Here is an 18494-nt window from a genome sequence, read left to right on the forward strand (position 1 = left end):
GTATCCTCAGTATTTGAAGAACAACAATAAAACCTCAATTATGTTCAGGGAAGAAGCGTAGATGTTGGTGAGCATAAAGATGCCCGAATGGTTTTTTATCTCTCAGACTTTTGTTTGAAGAATTACAAATTCTTATTATTATCAGCTCGAGATGCTCTTTGAAACATTTCGAACAGCTTGGTTAATAAGCAGACCATTATACCCCCAATAGCTAAAATTTAAATGCATTTGAGTCAGATAGTTGTTATAATATAAATACGGAAAACATTCTTCGGTATTAAGGGTTGAATTAAATCAAAGAGTCAAATACTATCGTTGCAAAATAATGAACAAAGCTTTCGCCCTACTTTTTACCCTTATTGGATTTTTTACACAGCGTGCGCATGCACAACTCAATTTTGAGCAGCTTATACAGGCTGGCCCTCAGGATGCTGAAAAGCTTATCAACGCTTATACCCGTCCCCTATTTTATGGGTTTGGCTTAGGCATGAACAGTGGATGGACAAATACAGCGCAAACTTTGGGGCCTTTACATTTCGACATTCGGGTAGTTGGCACTGGTTCTTTGGTACCATCGTCCAGGCAATCTTTCGATATCACAAAGATTGGACTTTCAAACAGCCTCCGTCCGGCCGACCCTTTACGAACAATATCCCCAACATTTACGGGCGACATTAATACAAACGGTCCATTGGTTGATCTTTTTGATGGCAACAACAATAAACTTGTTTCTTTTGAGCTTCCAAGGGCCATTATAAGAAATTTTGTGCCTACTCCACAGCTTCAATTAACGGTTGGCTTTTTCGGCAACACTGAATTTATGATACGTGCAGCTCCAAAAATCAGGTTGGGTGAATATTTCGGTTCTATCTCACTTTTAGGATTTGGCGTGAAACATAATATTGTCAGGGATTTCGTTGATAAGGATATCAAGAAAACACCATTTGATTTTTCAGTTCTTGCAGGTTTTACAAGGTTAAAATACAGCATGAATCTTGACTTGCAACCTTTGAACGGAATGATACCAGAAACACCAGAGGAAGCGAAAGACTTTACAACCCAACAAGTTTATGCAACTTTCGACAATTATATATTTCAGGCTACCCTATCTAAACAAATTTCTTTCTTTACTCCCTTTATTTCTGCCGGATATAGTATCTCCGGCGCCAATCTGGCTTTGAAAGGGAATTTTCCTATCGTGAATAGCATCCGGGATAATCAATTGGCCTACATCACCTATACAAATCCGTTTGAACTTAAACGAACCTATCTAAAAACCTTTAGGGGAGACCTTGGCTTCCAACTGAAATTTCCTATTTTGAGGATTTACGGCGCCTACGGTTTCTCCAGTGGTTACGGTATGCTCAGCGGTGGAATTGGTATTGGAATATAATTCCCCTCGCCAGCGCAAGCGTGTCGCGTATGCATTACAATTTCAATATCAATCAAAATGGCTAATATCAATTCACTTCTTGCATATAATTACACTGTGCATAACTTTAACGGCCTACTTAATGAATAGATGGAGCATAGATCAAGTAGGGATAAAGCATAGATAGAGTACTGTCAAAACTGATTTTCTCATAACAACCTATTTATCAGGAAATTTAAAATTGATGCAACGAGGTCAAATTAATCGGTTTTTCCAGTTAGATGGATAAACCAAAGTACTTGACCCCTATTAGCCAATTTAATAACCCCAAGAAATCAAAAATTAACAAAAATCACATTTCCGGTGACATGGATCAATCCACTCTGATTTATCCATTTAGATCGTTAACTCAAATTTAAAATGACGAATTGAACTTGTCATTTACAGCGTATTAAGCACCCTTGAAAATTAGCTAGAATAATTCTAAATAACTTCTTTTGCAGCAATTTATAACTAGTCTTAATTAATATGAGGAAAATTTTACAATTCCTCTTGCTGGTTGGAGTATTTGCACTACAACAAAACTTACAAGCGCAAGAGCGAAAATTAAATGGAATAGTAACCGAGGAAGGTACAAATGTCCCTTTACCTGGAGTAACCATTAAAGTTAGCGGAAAACCATTTACAACGGTTACTAATGAAAACGGTATTTTTAATATTAAAGCTCATCCAGGCGATTTAATTATGTTTTATTATGTTGGCTACCAAACCGTTGAGCATAGATTAACTGACAAGGAAAGTCAATTAAACATCAAGCTATCTGAGGTAGCACAATCTTTGGCAGATGTTCAGATTACTGGTGCGTTAGGCATTACCAGAAAATCGAAAGAACTTGGTGTAGCGGTTTCAACCGTTAAAGGCAGTGATGTTACCCAAACTCAAGTAGTCAATCCATTAAATGGATTACAATCTAAAGTAGCTGGATTGCAGGTTAATATGTACGATTCGGGTGTTAACCCACAAGTTAGAGTTACGCTTCGCGGTGCAAGGAATATTAATGACGCCAAAAACGAGCCGCTTTTTGTAGTTGATGGTGTTCCTTTAGCTACGGTAAGCTACTATAATCCACAGGCTGGTGGCACAAAGAGAGAAGCTTCAGCAATTTCAATGCTAAACCCAAATGATATTGAGGATATCACCGTATTAAAGGGGGCAAATGCAGCCGCAGTTTATGGTTCTCAAGGCGTTAATGGCGTTATTATTATCACTACAAAAAAAGGAAAAAGTGGTCAGGGTGCTATTAATTTCACACATGCAACCACCTTTGATAAAATTGCATGGTTACCAGAACTACAAGATACTTATGGTTCTGGTTTCGATGGGGTATTCTTACCGTACGAAAATCGTTCTTGGGGACCTAAGTATGATGGCAGTTTAGTAAAAGTTGGGCCTATTTTACCCAATGGTACACAATGGACTTTGCCTTATTCGCCAATCAAAAATCAAAAAAGAGATTTTTTCGATACCGGGCTTACCAATCAGGAGAATATTTCGTTTTCTGGCGGGGATGATAAATCAACTTATTTTTTATCAGGTCAATACCTGAATAAAACTGGTGTAATACCGAAAGATAAAAGTGATAAGGCGAGCTTACGCTTTAATGGCAGCAGAAAGTTTGGAAAGCTAAACACATCCTACGCCTTCAATTATATCCAAACCAATACATCTACCACAACATCAGAACCTTGGGTAAACGTACGTTCAATGCCATTGTTTATCCCTTTGGATGAATTAAAGGACTATAAAAACGTAGATTTTGCTAAGCCAGAATATTATTTTTCAAGCACCACACTTAATCCTTATTGGGCAATTGATAACCAGCGACAAGATGTTAAGCAGCAAAACCTGAATGGAAACGTTAGTTTTGATTATCAGATTACAGATTGGTTCAAAGCGACTTATCGCCTCGGTTTAACCAGTGTAAATACTGGATACAAAAGTTTTAGCAATAAATTTGATAATGCGGCTATTCCTTATACCTATTTAGGTGCTAATGGCAATACGTTAACGGCTACCAGGAGAAGTAGTAGTTACGGCGGAACGGCGGCAGGCATGGTGAGCGACCAATCGATAGAAAACCAGCAATTGAACAGTGATTTTTTACTACAGTTTAATAAGGATTTCGGAAAATTCAGCTCCCGATTATTGTTGGGGCAAAATTACCAGGATATTCGTTACAAATTTGTACAGGTTGGTGCTGCCGCATTAAATTTCCCTGACTTATATAATGAAAGTAATTTAACAGGAAACCTAAACGGAGGTTCATCTATACAACATCAGCGCCGCTATTCTTACTTTGGAGAGCTGACCTTAGGTTATGATGATTACTTATTTGCAACCTTGAATGGACGTAGAGAATCGGTATCCTTATTAGCTGCCGATAACCGAAACTACTTCTATCCCGGCGCAAATGTGTCTTTTATCTTTACAAAAGCCATACCAGCGCTTGCTAACAGCAATATTCTATCTTTTGGAAAGCTATATGTATCAGCAGCAAAAAGTGGTAATGTAACCGTAGAACCTTATGCTTTACAAAATGTATACAATAACGTAGAAGGTTTTCCTTTCGGAAGTTTATCAGGTGCTGCAATTAATGCACAAAACCTAAATAGTAACCTTAAACCAGAATTCGTGTATTCTTATGAAGGAGGTATTCAATTAGGTTTATTTAAGGATAGAGTACAGTTTGAAGCGACCTATGCTTATGCTGATAGCCGTGACCAGATTTTAGATATTTCTACATCCTTTGCGTCGGGTTTTGGTTCATCAAAAACTAATGCCGCGAGAATGAAAAGTAAATCTATAGAACTAAGTTTAAATGGTGATATCGTAAAAACTAGAAATTTTAGATGGTCGGCTGGTGTAAATTATACGCATAATGACAATACAGTGGTGAGCCTCGCAGGTGGTGTGGGCAACCTTGCGCAATGGAAAGGTCTATACCTTACTGCAGGAGAGCGCTATCCAACCTATTTATTGCCCGATTATATACGCGACCCACAAGGACGTGTGGTTATAAATAGCACCACAGGTTTACCAACGCAAGCTTCTGCATTAACGGATAAGGGAACCTCTCAACCTGTTCATATGTTAGGCTTCAATACCTCTGTACGTTACAAACAATTTTCTTTAAGTGCACAAATTGATGCACGCTGGGGCAGTATGTATTATACCGCTGGCGCCGAACATATTATTACAGCAGGTTTATTACCAATAAGCGCAGGCGAAGATTATGGAAGAGGCAACTTCATATATCCAAACTCAGTAATTGAAACTGCGCCTGGCGTATTTACAGAAAATACTACCGTAACAACAAAAGGCGATTTCAACTTTTGGAATACCTACAAGAATGTGTTTGCAAACAATGCCTTCGATGCGCACTTTGTTAAACTAAGAGAGGTTGCGCTTAATTACGAACTCCCAATGCAATTATTAGGAAAACAGAAAGCCATTAAAAACATAAACATCTCATTATATGGACGTAACCTGATAAACCTAAGATCTAAAGACAATATTTTTGGTGAAACCGAATTTATTTATTTGAGTGGTGTTGGATTTAGTGGTTTCAGAAATATTCCTGCAACCCGCAGTTATGGTTTTACTATCGGACTTGGCATATAAGTCTTCATCATCAAAAATTACATCATGAAAAAAATATTTTTCTATACAATTATCCTCACGGTTTTACTTTCAGGCATTTCCTGTAAGAAGATTCTTGACATTAACGATAATCCAAATGCATCTACTACAGTAACCAATGATATGTTACTTGCAGGTTCTTTATTGAGTACCACACGTTTACAAACCAACACCATTAACGAACTAGGCAATTTCTGGGCGGGTTACTGGGGCAAAGCCTATGATATTTCCAGCGCAACCACTGGTGCGGCAGGTACTTCTCTAGACTTGATTGCCAATTATAACATCATCGATAATTTTGCAACCAACATTTGGGAGCAATCTTACACCAGCATTTATAATTACACCTTATTGCAGCAGCAAGCCCAATCAACAGCCCCATTTTACTCGGGCATCGCTAAAATTATCAAAGGTTTACATTTCCTTCAACTGGTAGATCATTACAATAATGTTCCTTTTAGCCAGGCTGCTAATCCTAATAATACACAACCAATATACGATAACGGCGAACAGGTTTATGCTGGTGCAATTGATATGATTTCTTCAGGCATAGCCGATATTAAAAATGCGGGTTCCATAACTATTCCATCTACTGCTGATATTTTCTTTAGAGGGAATGCAGCATCCTGGATTAAATTTGGAAACACCATTAAATTACGTGCTTTACTGCGTCAAAGTGAGTTAAGCGGAAAAACCGCATATATTACCAGCGAAATTCAAAAAATAAATGCAGAGGGAAGTGGTTTTGTAACTGCCGATGTATTATCCAACCCGGGTTTTACAACCCAAGCGGATAATCAGCAAAACCCATTTTACACCACCTATTATAGAAATAGCCAGGGTGTAGCATCTGGAATGTTTAATGCAGTAAGGCCAACCCGTTATTTATTGAGTATTTATGATGCAACAGCCGACCCTAGAAAAGCAGCAATTTATGCTGAAGCAACAAATGGTGGTGGCTACAGAGGTGTATTATTGGGACAAAATACTGCTGATGCAACGCAAAATGCAACCGCAACATCAGCATTTAGAGGTCCATCTGGAGGCATTATCAAAACGGCAACAAGTGGTGCATTAATTTTCTCTGCCGCAGAATCTTATTTTCTTCAGGCAGAAGCAGCACAACGCGGCTGGATTAGTGGCGCAGCAAAAACTTATTACGAAAATGGCATTAGAGCATCGTTCACCTACATTGGGGTAGCGGCAACGGCCTTTACAAATTATAATGCGCAAGCGGCAGTTGCTTTTGATGATTCTTCGGCAAGTAATAAAATAGAACGCATTATTAGCCAGAAATGGCTGGCATTAAACAGCATTGATGGTCTGGAAGCCTGGAGCGATTTCCGAAGATTAGGATTCCCTAGAAATATGCCTAGTTCGGTTTCAGCATCAGCTGGAGGAACTGTATTTCCGAAACGCCTGCGCTACCCAAGCTCCGAAGTAAGTAGCAATAGTGCCGAAGTAAGCAAGCAAGGAAACATTAACGGTATAGTAAATAAAGTTTTCTGGCAACCATAGAAATTTAAAAAATCACATCCATCAGGCGATCGTAAGTTAATTTTTGCGATCGCCTTTAACATTTAAAATCATGAAGAACTTTTGGCGAAACATTCACTTATGGCTCGGATTAGCAGCTGGATTAATCTTTTTTATCGAATGCCTGAGTGGTACATTACTCGTTTTCGAAGATGAAATTACCTTTCTGCTCCATAAAGAACGGTATCAGGTGCCTGAAATAGGTAAAATGCTCCCACTGGATGAATTGATTAAATCAGTAAAAACAAAACACTCAAATGCGATTATTAAAGGTGTTAAGGTAAATAGCGAATTAAACAAAACCGTAGAGTTTAGCATCGGCATAAAAGAAAAAAAAGAACTGAATGTAGCAATTCCAACAAAAGTAAAAGGTGCGGAAAATCAACGAAGAGCACCCGGGAAACTTATCTTTGTTAACCCATATACTGGTATGGTAACTGCCGAGCTTGACCCGCAAGCTAAAACCTTCTTTACTTTCATGCTCCGTGTTCACCAAAGTTTGCTTGCTGATAAAGTAGGGAAATCTATTTTAGGCATTTCTACTTTCGTTGTATTTATCATACTTATAACGGGCATCATTTTATGGTTTCCTAAAAAAAGAAAGCAGCTAAAAGCAAAACTTAAAATAAAGACAGATGGTAGCTGGAAAAGATTAAACCATGATTTACATATAGTTTTAGGCTTTTATTGCACTATTTTTATTGTTATATTATTAGTTACAAGTTTGGCTTGGTCATTCAAATGGGCAAATGATGCATTGTATATAATCACAGGTTCAAAGCCTGGTTTTCCTGAAAAGCCAAAATCAACGGTTTTGCCTGAAAAACAAAAAACAATCAGCTATGCTTTTGCCTTAAAAAAGGCCAAAGAGAAATTCCCCGATGCACCATATTGGAGCATTTCTATCCCAAAAGCAGCAGATGAGGCAGTAGCCGTTACCATGGGTAGTAATGATGCATTACATAATAATGGCTTCGATAATTTAAGCCTTGATAAATATACCGGTGCAGTATTACTAAGTACACGTTTAAAAGATATGCCAGGAGGTTGGCAATTACGGAGATATATGAAACCAATACACACCGGAGCAATTGGTGGTCTATCTACTAAGTTATTGGCTTTTTTTGTTAGTTTAGTCAGTGCGGGTTTCCCAATTACGGGTGTAATTTTATGGTTAAACCGGATTCGCAAAAAAGCGCCAAAACAGAAAGTAACTACAACTCAATAATAATAAACTGAATGATTAACTGCTTAATTGTTGATGATGAAAGAGAAGCGCACTATGTACTTAAAAACTACATCAGCAGACACTCCGCTCTTCATTTAGCGGCACAATGTTATACTGCTGCAGAAGCCATTGATTGGCTAAATGAAAATGCAGTTGATTTAATTTTTCTCGACATTAACATGCCTGAAAAAGATGGCTTTTCATTAATTGCTGATTTAGTTAAACCACCGCTAATTATTTTAACAACAGCCTATTCGGATTTTGCACTTAAAGCTTTTGATTATGGAGTACTCGATTACCTGGTGAAACCTATTCCATACGAAAGATTTGAACAAGCTGTAGCATTGTGTACAGAAGTTTTTGTAGGTCGGCCTAAAGTATCGCATAAAATTGATGAATCTATATCCTTAAAAGTCGATCATGATATGATCGAATTCCGACTGAATGAAATTATTTACATTCAGAGTTATGGTAACTACATAAAAATCTACACAGAGGAAAAAGTCTATTTATGTTCTGCCACCACATCCGAACTGGAAAAAAAACTCCCGCCCTCATTGTTTACAAGGATTCACAAATCATATATTGTTTCATTAAATCATATTGGTATATATCAAAATGAAATGGTTTCTATGCAAATATTAAACGTTTTATTACCTGTTGGTATAACCTACAGAAGAAGCCTTAATGAAGTTCTAAATCCTTAATACATGCTTAAATTATTAAAGCACTTAGAAAATAAATGGGTTAGGGAAATTATTCTTTTTGTCATTCTGTTAATACTCACTACGCTTAATGATCGGGAAGATTTAATTCACCTGCACGAACTAAGAGACGGTTTTTTTGTTTTCATCATCTTATACATACATCTTCAGTTTCAACGCTTTTGGTTGCTACCTTTCCTTGTAAAGGGCAAAAATTTTATCTACTGGCCTTTAGCGATAGGCTTAGCGTTAGTATTTTCTATACTTGCTTACCAGATAGACCGATGGTTAGCGGTTGTTGGTTGGTACGATGAATTTAACGGCAACCATGGCCAACTTTTCCTGTACTATCTAGCCTGCTGTTTATTAAGCCTCCCGATTTTACTCCTAGCTTTTTTCATCGTTGCCTTTTATCGACAACAAAGAACAGAAACTGAAAACCAGCTAATTCTTAAAGAGATGGAAATGAAGCTTTTAAGAAATCAATTAGACCCTCACTTTTTGTTTAATTCTTTAAATAATTTGTATGGACTAAGTTTAGAAAAACCCGCAGAAGTACCTGAAAGGATAATGCAGATGTCGCAGATTATTCGATACCATTTGGAGTTATCTAAACAACCACAGGTATCGTTAAACGACGACCTTAATTTTATCGACCATTATATCGCTATTGAAACCAGTAGAATTGCTCACAAAGTAAGAATCGACTATAAAAAAAACATAGAAGTAACAGAACGGGCTATTTTCTATAGCATTGCGCCAATGATACTGATAACCTTTGTTGAAAATGCTTTTAAACATATTGGCTATCCACCCTCCAATCTACATGGAGAAATTCTTATTCAAGTCGGATTAACTGACAGTATCTTAACTTTTTCAGTTACAAACTCTACAGATAAGCAATTCTTTAACCCAAAGAAATCAACCAAAGTAGGCCTAAAAAACACGAAGAAAAGATTAAACCTCTTATACCCAAAGCATCATAATCTAGAAATCGTCAAACGTCATAATAGTTTCTTCATTGAGCTCATTTTAAAATTAGAAGAGGAAATTATTGTAAAAAATATATAAAGAAAATTAAAATTTATAGGATTTGCCATGGCATCCGAAGGGTATCGACTTGTATACCGTTAGAATCTCCAGTCTGCATATTTTGCCTGACAAAAGAGATGCTCAAGGAAGAAAACAAAGGAATTATGGAGAATAAACTCCTGCTCCTACCCATAATGCATTTTTATTATACTCCAACTTTACAATTATACATTTACTCTTGTTTTCTTGAATATATTTATTTAACTGTTAAAAGCTGGAGGCATTACGGAGAGAACTTTTGGGGAATTTATCTTTTGAGCTATTTACGCTCTCCTCGCAAAAGCTCTGCATAAATTTATCTGCAAAGTTTAGAATGCAATCTGATATATTGCAAATGAAATTAAATTTTTGAGTTAAGCTCAGTGCTAAACATTCTGTTTTAGATTTGGTTATGAAATTCTATATTGAAGTGATGCCAGCCATCATAATAATTATAGGTGATTTTCCATTTGTATAATTTACAAATTTCTTTGACTATTGCCAATCCAAGACCGTTACCTTTTGAGACTTTTATGTTTTTTTTAAAGCGATTAAATAGCTGGTCCCGTTCAAAGTTTAACCCGCTGCCTGTATTCGAAAACTGGAGTTGATTATAGTTCAATACTATCTTTCCTAATGCGCTCTCATCATTATGGTTAAGCATATTAGAAATCAGGTTTGAGACCAATATGTTTATAAGTGATGCGCTGGCATAAACTTTTTTTACATTAACGGTTACCTCCAGCTTAATATCTTTATGATTTATAATATCTTCAAGCAAGGAAACGTTATGGAGGATTGTTTGCTTTAAATCCACTTCAGCTTCATCTGGGAATACGCTGTTTTCGAGCTTAGCTAATAGCAGAAGCCCTTTATTGATACGACTAAGTCTGTTAACTGCTGTTTTTATATCAGCTAAATAAATACTTATATTTTCATCCAGCTGATGCTGACTAATGCGTTCGAGCCGGCCTTTTATTATAGCCAGTGGTGTCTGGATTTCATGCGATGCATTTTCAGTAAACTCACGTAATACTTTAAATTCTTTTCTGGCATCTGAACTGAAATTTTTAATCACCTCATTCAAATCCTTAAATTCATCAATGTTTGAGTCTATTAACTCAAGACTTTCTTCTCTTGAAACAGAGTAGTTTTTTATTGTATTTAAGTTTGCCGAAAATGGCTTCCATATTTTTTTATTGAGAAAATAATTGGCGACAGACCCAATAAATAAAAGCACTAATGCAATAAATCCAAAAATGTAGATTATGGTTTTATAATAACCCGACCAACCGATATGGGAAGTCATTACCGTTATCATATGAACTTTATCTTTGATTAATCGAGGTCTCCTTAGTAAGTAATAACCTTCCAGTTCTTTTTGTATCGGATCATAAATCAGGGTATCCTTAAAAACCGGGTCGGACATTAAATAAGCTCCAGAAACAACCTCTATTTTTACGAGTGGAAAATTAACTTTCCTATCCGCAATAATCTCATTGGAAATCATCTGTTCTTCCAGTTCCAGTTGCTCTTTTATCTCTGTAGATATCTCGACAAACAATAAGCCAAATAGCAAAAATGCCCCGGTACACAATACAGCTAAAGAAATCCAGAAATAATTTAGGCTGGTTCGTGTTAGCAGTCTCATTAACTCGTGAATTTATAGCCCATTCCGTAAATGGTTTTGATGTAATCTTTACCACTGGCTGCTATTAATTTTTTCCGAAGATTAACCATATGAACATAAATGGCATCAAAATTATCTGCTTCATCAAAGTTGTCGCCCCAGATGTGTTCGGCAATGGAAACCTTACCTAAAACACGATTTTTATTGATTACGAAATAAATTAATAACTGGTATTCTTTTTTGGTGAGTTTAAGTTCCCGCTTTTTGTAGGATAATAGTTTTGATTGGGTATCGATTGAAAAATCATCAAATGTAATGTACTCTATTCCTTTAAAGGCTTTTCTTCGGTGTAATGCATTTATTCTGGCATTTAGCTCTTCAAGGTAAAATGGTTTAGTCAGGTAATCATCAGCACCCAAATCCAAGCCTTTAATTTTATCGGTTAATGAATTCTTTGCCGAAAGGATCATAATTCCGGTATCGGTTTGACAAATCCGTATCTGCTTGATCAAATCCATTCCATTGCCATCAGGTAAGGTAACATCCAATACAATACCATCATAACTATAACTGTTGATTTTATCCATCGCCTGATCATAGTTTTGGGCCTGCTCACAAAGACAGCCCTGAGAAGAAAAATAGCTCAGCATTTCTTCCAGTAAAATTGGTTCGTCCTCGACAAATAGAAGTTTCATGGTTAGTTAAATAAAAAATCAAGAAAAAATATTTTTCTTAAGAATTTCTTAAGAATTGACTTGAATCTTTGCTGCAAGAATAAGACTTATTTAGACTTAATACAAATAAATATTTTTCAAACTATATTAATTTACAAATGGAAATCAAAAAATTTACACTTGCCCTAATGGTTGTAGCTGGTGCTTTTAGCTCTTGCAAAAAAGACAATTCCACTGAACCAGAAACTACTCTTCGAACAAAAATTGATTACGCAAAAATTACAGCAGACATTAAGTACGACAACACCAATATGCTATTCGTTGACGCATCAGGAAAGTCTACAGTGGATTTAACCAACGGAAACAATCGTTATAAAATGTTTCAGGCCATTAATGCTTACGCAGGAACTGGTACAACAGTTGCTTTAGATGCGAATGTTCTTAAAAATATGTTCAGCAATACCGGTACGCCATTTACAGGCACTTATGCAAGTTTAAACGGAACAACTGTACAGCTAAGAAATGTGGTGGCTTCTACACTTTCTGCTACAGAAAAGGCAACAGTTCTGGCTAAATTCGATGCAGACTTTACCAATATGGCCAATGCAAGTTTATCGTTTGCTGCAACAGCATCAAATGGAGTTGCTGGTAAATTAGGTACTCGTTTGGTTGATGCCAAAGGGCTGGAGGTTGCTCAAATTATCCAAAAAGGATTAATCGGTGCCTTACAAATTGATTACATCAGCAATGTTTTATTAAATACCGGCTTATCTGCTGATAATAAAACTGTTGTTGCCGGAAAAAATTATACTCAATTGGAGCAGAACTGGGATGAAGCTTATGGCTTATTAACCATTAATCCTAATTATTTGGCAGGTTCTACTGATGCGGTTAGAGGTACAACAGAATTTGCATTAGGTTCTTATCTATGGGAATATGGTCAGCCTGCGAGTAATGCAAATTTTAATTATACTAAAGTTTTAGGCGCTTTCCTGAAAGGTAGAGCAGCAATTGCCAATAATGATTTAACGGAGGTTAAGGCACAGGCTTTAATCATCAGAACAACTATCGAGCAATCTATCGCACGTGCGGCTATTGGTTATTTAACTAAATACGGTACCAGAACAACCGATGCTGATAGGGCTCATGATATTGGTGAAGGTGGTGGTTTTATCTACTCTTTACGTTTCTGCAAAATGAACGGAGCAGATGCGGCGTTTTCTGATGGCGTATTAACAGGCTTATTAGGCGCAAACGGCAATTTTTGGGAAATTACGCCAGCTAAAATTGCAACTGCTACAGCAGCAATCAAAGCTAAATTCAATATCTAGTACGATACAAATCATATTTATAACCGGATGGATTGTTCCTTTTAAGGAGCAATCCATTTTATCATTTCTAAACCATGGGCTATTTTAAAACTAAACAGATTTTTTCAGTACTGGTATTATTAACTTTTGGATTGTTGTATGCTTGCTCTAAAAATGGAGAAGGCCCCGCACCCGAGCCTACAGATAATAGTGCGAAAAACAGAAAAGAATTGTTAACCAATATTGCCGATAATATTGTTTTACCTGCTTACGCCAACTTTAAAGTAAAGTTAGATGCAATGGTAAGCAAATCAAATGCATTTACAACAACACCCACAGCCGCAACATTGACAGATTTTAGAGCTGCATGGGTTGATGCCTATATTGAATGGCAAAAAGTGGAGCTATTTGATTTCGGACCAGGACAAACAGAGGCCATCAGGACATATATTAATATATATCCGGCAAATGTAGCGGGTATTAACAGTAATATAGCTGCGGGGGCAAGTGCTAATTTAGAATTTACCTCATCCATTGCTACCCAGGGATTTCCCGCAATTGATTATTTAATTAATGGAACAGGCGTTAATGATGCCGATATCCTGAGCTATTTTACAACGACAACTGATGCCACCAAACGCAAAGACTACCTTAAAAGAGTTGTCGATCGCATTAACATCCTTTTTACAAAAGTAAATACCTCATGGTCAACCTACCGTGATCAGTTTGTGGCTGCATCAGGCTCAGATGCCAGTTCATCAATTTCTGTAATGGTTAACAGTTATGTGTTGAACTATGAAAGATTTATCCGTTCAGGCAAATTCGGTATTCCATCAGGGGCAATGATGAATGGTGTAGTTGCTGCCGATAAGGTTGAAGCGTTTTACAAAAAAGACATTTCACTCTCTCTGGCAAAGGCCGCTCAACAGGCTTCAATTGATTTTTTTAATGGTAAGAGTGTTAAAACAGGTACGGAAGGTGCATCATTTAAAACTTATCTGGATGCATTAGGTGCAAAAGATAGTAAAACAGGCACTAAACTTTCGCAGATTATTTTAGATCAGTTTGCTGCCAGTACTGCGAAATTGAATTTACTGAGCCAGAATTTCTTCAGCGAAGTTTCAACCAGTAATCAGAAAATGATTGATGTATACACCGAAATGCAAAAATCGGTTAGGATGCTTAAAGTAGATATGACTTCGGCAATGAGTATTACTATTACTTATACCGATAACGATGGCGATTAACTTTTAAAGATTTTGACGCAACGATATTTCGAAAGAACCACTTATTCAGCTCCCTTGGCAACCTATCGGGTGGCCATAGGGCTGATGCTTTTTATCAGTGTTTCAAGATTTATGCTTAAAGGATGGGTAGAAGTACTCTACATCAAACCCTTATATTTTTTCTCTTTTTATGGATTTGAGTTCATCAAACCCTTAGGGAATTATACTTATCTGCTGTTTGCTATCTGTGGCATTTGTGCCTTATTCATTGCAATTGGATTGTTTTACCGCATCTCAATTGTGCTTTTATTTTGCAGTTTCACTTACATAGAACTGATGGACAGGAGTACTTACCTAAACCATTATTATTTTATGAGTCTGGTTCTTTTTGTGATGATATTTCTGCCAGCACATCGATATTTCTCAGTAGATGCTTTCAGGAAACCAAAATTAAAGGCCGATAAAATCCCGAGCTGGACGATTGATTTGTTAAAAGTCCTGACCTTAATCCTTTATTTTTACGCAGGACTTGCTAAACTTAATAGCGATTGGTTAGTTAAAGCCATACCACTAAAAATATGGTTACCCTCAAAAAACGATTTGCCTATAATTGGTGGTTTGTTAAATTATCCACTTACAGCATTAATATTTAGCTGGTTTGGATGTATTTACGATTTAACAATTGTTTTTTTCCTTTGGAATAAGCATACAAGACCCTGGGCCTATCTAACAGTCGTGATTTTCCATATCAGCACAGCCATTCTTTTCCCTATCGGGATGTTTCCTTATGTAATGATAATTGCGGCTTTGATATTTTTCTCGCCAAAATTTCATTACCGAATTATCGGGAGGTTAAGCAAAATTTTCCGCTTGAAAAGAATGATTACAAAAGAGCCCGTTGTTTTCAAATATCATCCAACTACGCAAAGATTGCTACTCGCATTTTTTACGATTTTCCTTATCATTCAAATGCTGATGCCATTCAGGTATCTGTTGTATCCCGGAGAATTGTTTTGGACCGAGCAAGGTTACCGGTTTTCGTGGCGGGTAATGTTAATGGAAAAGGCAGGGTATGCACAATTTACAATAAAAGATAAGAACGGAAAATTTGCCATAGCAAACAACAACGAATTTCTAACCGTATTGCAGGAAAAAATGATGAGTACACAGCCTGATATGATTTTGCAATATGCTCATATGCTCAAAAAACATTACGAAAAAAAGGGCTTTGTTTCGCCACAAGTATACGTTGATTCTTACGTAGCACTCAATGGACGAATCGGGCAGGCTTTGGTTAATCCAAAGGTCGACCTAGCAAAAGAAGCAGACTCATTTTTACCCAAGACATGGATATTACCATTAAACGATGAAATTAAAGGTTTTTAACACAATTATTTTAAGCTTACTCTGTCTGGTTGCATTTGCACAGTCTAGCCTAACAGGTATTGTAAAATCAGCAACAGATAGTACAGTTATTGTAAACAGCAATATTTATTTAAGTGACGATCACAGTTCAGAAACCTCAAATAAAGATGGTGTCTTTGTTTTCGAAAATATAGCAAACGGACAGTACACGATACTGGTAAACTCAATAGGTTATAAAATTGAGCGGAAAACATTTGTGATAAAGAATACTGATGTAAAACTTGAAATTTACCTGCAACCTTCCACTGAACAATTAGATGAAGTTACCATAACAGATAAAAGAAATGATTTTGGCTTTTCTCATTTAAAAGCAGTAGAAAATTTAGGGATTTATGAAGGAAAAAAATCCGAGGTAATCCGGCCTGATCAACTGGTTGCAAATTTATCAACCAATAATGCCAGACAAGTTTATTCGAAGGTTGCCGGTTTAAACATTTGGGAGAGTGATGGTGCAGGAATCCAATTGAGCATAGGCGGCAGAGGATTGGACCCCAACAGAACTTCTAATTTCAATACCCGGCAAAACGGGTATGATATCAGTGCGGATGCTTTAGGTTATCCGGAAAGTTATTATACCCCACCAAATGAAGCTGTTGAACAAATTCAGCTCGTAAGAGGTGCAGCCTCATTGCAATATGGAACCCAGTTTGGCGGCCTATTGAATTTCATTATGAAAAAACCAAATCCAGGCAAGGCATTTGAGATTACCGCCCGTCAAACTTTAGGCTCTTACGGATTCTACAATACTTTTACCAGCGTAAGTGGAACTGTCAAAAAAATAAGTTATTATTCCTTCTTTCAATATAAAACCGGAAGTGGTTATAGGGGTAATTCTGATTTTAATACTTATACCGGATATGCAAATATTAACTATCAATTCAGTAACAGGACTAAACTAAGTTTCGAATATACCCTTCTTGATTATTTGGCACATCAACCCGGCGGCTTATCCGACGAGATGTTTAAAATTGACCCCACACAAAGTAATCGCGAAAGAAACTGGTTTAAGGTAAACTGGAATCTTTTTGCCTTAAACTTCGACCATGAATTTAATGCGAACAACAAGGTTAACATCAGGGTTTTTGGTTTAGATGCCAATAGGTACACAGTAGGTTTCAGACCAAACCGGGTAGCAACTACCGATTTTGGTACTGAACCTAGAGATTTGATTAAAGGTGATTTTAATAACTGGGGCATCGAAGGCAGATATTTGAAACGTTTCAAGGTGTTTAATAAACAATCAGTTTTACTATTGGGTACACGTTATTACCACGGTAGAAACCACAGCATACAAGGCCAGGGAACAAATGGAAAAGATGCTGATTTTAACTTTGTACAGCCCGAAATTTTCACGGCCAATGATTACGTTTTCCCCAACAGGAATACGGCCTTCTTTGCAGAAAACATTTTTAAATTGAGTGAAAAATTATCCATAATTCCTGGATTGAGGTATGAATTTATACACACTAAGGCTGAAGGGTACTATGGTACAGTTGCCTATGACCTTGCCGGGAATATAATTAACCACCAGGTTACGCCAGAAACCAGGGATAATAAGCGAAACTTTCTATTGGCTGGTTTAGGCTTAAGTTATAAACCGATAAATTCCATTAATCTATATGCAAACCTCTCACAAAACTACCGTTCAATTACCTTTAGCGATATGCGGGTATCGAACCCTTCTTCGGTAATAGACCCTAATTTACAGGATGAGAAAGGTTTTTCTTTTGATTTAGGAGTGAGGAGTGAAAATCAAAAATATGTGAACTACGATATCAGTGCTTTTTATCTGAATTATAATAACAGGATTGGAGAGGTACAATTTTACGATCAGAGTGACAGGATATTAAGGCTACGAACCAATATCGGTCAGGCGGTAATTATTGGTTTGGAATCTTATGGAGAAGCTGATTTAACCAAAATTGTTAATGATAACAGTAAATTAAGCACGGTTCTGTTTGTTAATGCCGCATATATTAAATCCGATTATCGAAAAAGTCAGATTCCCGGAGTAAAAGGTAATGAAGTTGAATTTGTACCTGCCCTAAATCTGAAAAGTGGCATCAGGCTAGGTTATGAGAAATGGAAAGCTTCCTTTCAATATACGCATTTATCAGATCAGTTTTCAGATGCATCAAACGCTGTTGATGGTGGACTCTCGGCTGTAGTGGGCTTAATTCCGGCTTATACCGTTATGGATTTTAGTGCATCTTATGAATACAAAAGATATAAAATAGAAGGTAGTATTAATAATTTGGCGAATGCTTATTATTTTACCCGAAGGGCAACCGGATACCCCGGGCCTGGAATCATTCCGTCTGACAATAGAACATTTTACCTGACCTTACAAGTTAAATTATAAAAGCAGAACTCATGACTTATTATACAGTTTCAGGGGCCATCTTCAGAAATGTTTATGGAAGTTAATTAAGGAACAGGCAAAACCGTAATTGAGAAAACGATTGCTGATTCCCGGGAAGATTTGGTGGTGAACTGGCTTCCAAAAAGTTACATTACCCTTTCTACATTATAAAAGCTTACCCGTAGATAAAATTTCTATAATATAACCCAACTAGATTGCCTACCCCTTCGCCGGCCATCAACAAACTTAGCAATTAC

Annotated in this window: 12 protein-coding genes; 10 read left to right on the forward strand and 2 right to left on the reverse strand. The window is 36.8% G+C overall.

Annotated elements, in window-relative coordinates; translation table 11 throughout:
- Positions 1–325 precede the first annotated feature (325 nt).
- The 6 genes from R2Q16_RS01275 (at position 326) to R2Q16_RS01300 (ending at position 9610) form a co-directional block, all read left to right on the forward strand.
- The gene (locus R2Q16_RS01275) at positions 326–1393 is read left to right on the forward strand and encodes a DUF6588 family protein (protein ID WP_316734691.1); all 1068 of its coding nucleotides are present in this window, start codon (positions 326–328) and stop codon (positions 1391–1393) included.
- A 507-nt stretch (positions 1394–1900) separates the two neighbouring features.
- Positions 1901–5053 (forward strand): SusC/RagA family TonB-linked outer membrane protein, encoded by a 3153-nt coding sequence (locus tag R2Q16_RS01280; RefSeq protein ID WP_316734693.1) that lies wholly within the window; start codon positions 1901–1903, stop codon positions 5051–5053.
- A gap of 24 nt (positions 5054–5077) precedes the next feature.
- Positions 5078–6589, forward strand: a complete 1512-nt coding sequence (locus R2Q16_RS01285) for a SusD/RagB family nutrient-binding outer membrane lipoprotein (protein ID WP_316734695.1) — start codon at positions 5078–5080, stop codon at positions 6587–6589.
- 70 nt (positions 6590–6659) lie between these two features.
- Entirely contained in the window at positions 6660–7835 is a 1176-nt protein-coding gene (locus R2Q16_RS01290; protein ID WP_316734696.1) for a PepSY-associated TM helix domain-containing protein, read from the forward strand.
- Positions 7836–7846: 11 nt separating this feature from the next.
- Entirely contained in the window at positions 7847–8542 is a 696-nt protein-coding gene (locus tag R2Q16_RS01295; protein ID WP_316734698.1) for a LytTR family DNA-binding domain-containing protein, read from the forward strand.
- Between the two features lie 3 nt (positions 8543–8545).
- Positions 8546–9610: a sensor histidine kinase gene (locus tag R2Q16_RS01300; RefSeq protein ID WP_316734700.1), complete on the forward strand. Its 1065-nt coding sequence runs from the start codon at positions 8546–8548 to the stop codon at positions 9608–9610.
- Positions 9611–10010: 400 nt separating this feature from the next.
- Here the strand turns inward: R2Q16_RS01300 and R2Q16_RS01305 are convergent, their stop codons facing one another.
- Together R2Q16_RS01305 and R2Q16_RS01310 are read right to left on the reverse strand one after the other, a co-directional pair.
- Positions 10011–11261, reverse strand: a complete 1251-nt coding sequence (locus R2Q16_RS01305) for a HAMP domain-containing sensor histidine kinase (RefSeq protein ID WP_316734701.1) — start codon at positions 11259–11261, stop codon at positions 10011–10013.
- Entirely contained in the window at positions 11261–11935 is a 675-nt protein-coding gene (locus R2Q16_RS01310) for a response regulator transcription factor (RefSeq protein ID WP_316734703.1), read from the reverse strand. The genes R2Q16_RS01305 and R2Q16_RS01310 overlap by 1 nt, the downstream gene beginning before the upstream one ends.
- Positions 11936–12072: 137 nt before the next feature.
- Between R2Q16_RS01310 and R2Q16_RS01315 the strand changes: the two genes are divergently transcribed.
- The 4 genes from R2Q16_RS01315 (at position 12073) to R2Q16_RS01330 (ending at position 18237) form a co-directional block, all read left to right on the forward strand.
- On the forward strand, positions 12073–13245 hold the full coding sequence (locus R2Q16_RS01315; RefSeq protein ID WP_316734704.1) for a DUF4856 domain-containing protein: 1173 nt from the start codon (positions 12073–12075) through the stop codon (positions 13243–13245).
- Positions 13246–13319: 74 nt separating this feature from the next.
- Positions 13320–14471 (forward strand): imelysin family protein, encoded by a 1152-nt coding sequence (locus R2Q16_RS01320; protein ID WP_316734705.1) that lies wholly within the window; start codon positions 13320–13322, stop codon positions 14469–14471.
- A gap of 12 nt (positions 14472–14483) precedes the next feature.
- A complete protein-coding gene (locus tag R2Q16_RS01325) occupies positions 14484–15836 on the forward strand; it encodes an HTTM domain-containing protein (RefSeq protein WP_316734706.1) in 1353 nt (450 codons plus the stop codon).
- A complete protein-coding gene (locus R2Q16_RS01330; RefSeq protein WP_316734707.1) occupies positions 15817–18237 on the forward strand; it encodes a TonB-dependent receptor domain-containing protein in 2421 nt (806 codons plus the stop codon). Before R2Q16_RS01325 ends, R2Q16_RS01330 begins: the two co-directional genes overlap by 20 nt.
- Positions 18238–18494 lie beyond the last annotated feature (257 nt).

It is taken from the genome of Pedobacter aquatilis, assembly GCF_032678425.1.
GTDB classification, from domain to species: domain Bacteria; phylum Bacteroidota; class Bacteroidia; order Sphingobacteriales; family Sphingobacteriaceae; genus Pedobacter; species Pedobacter aquatilis_B.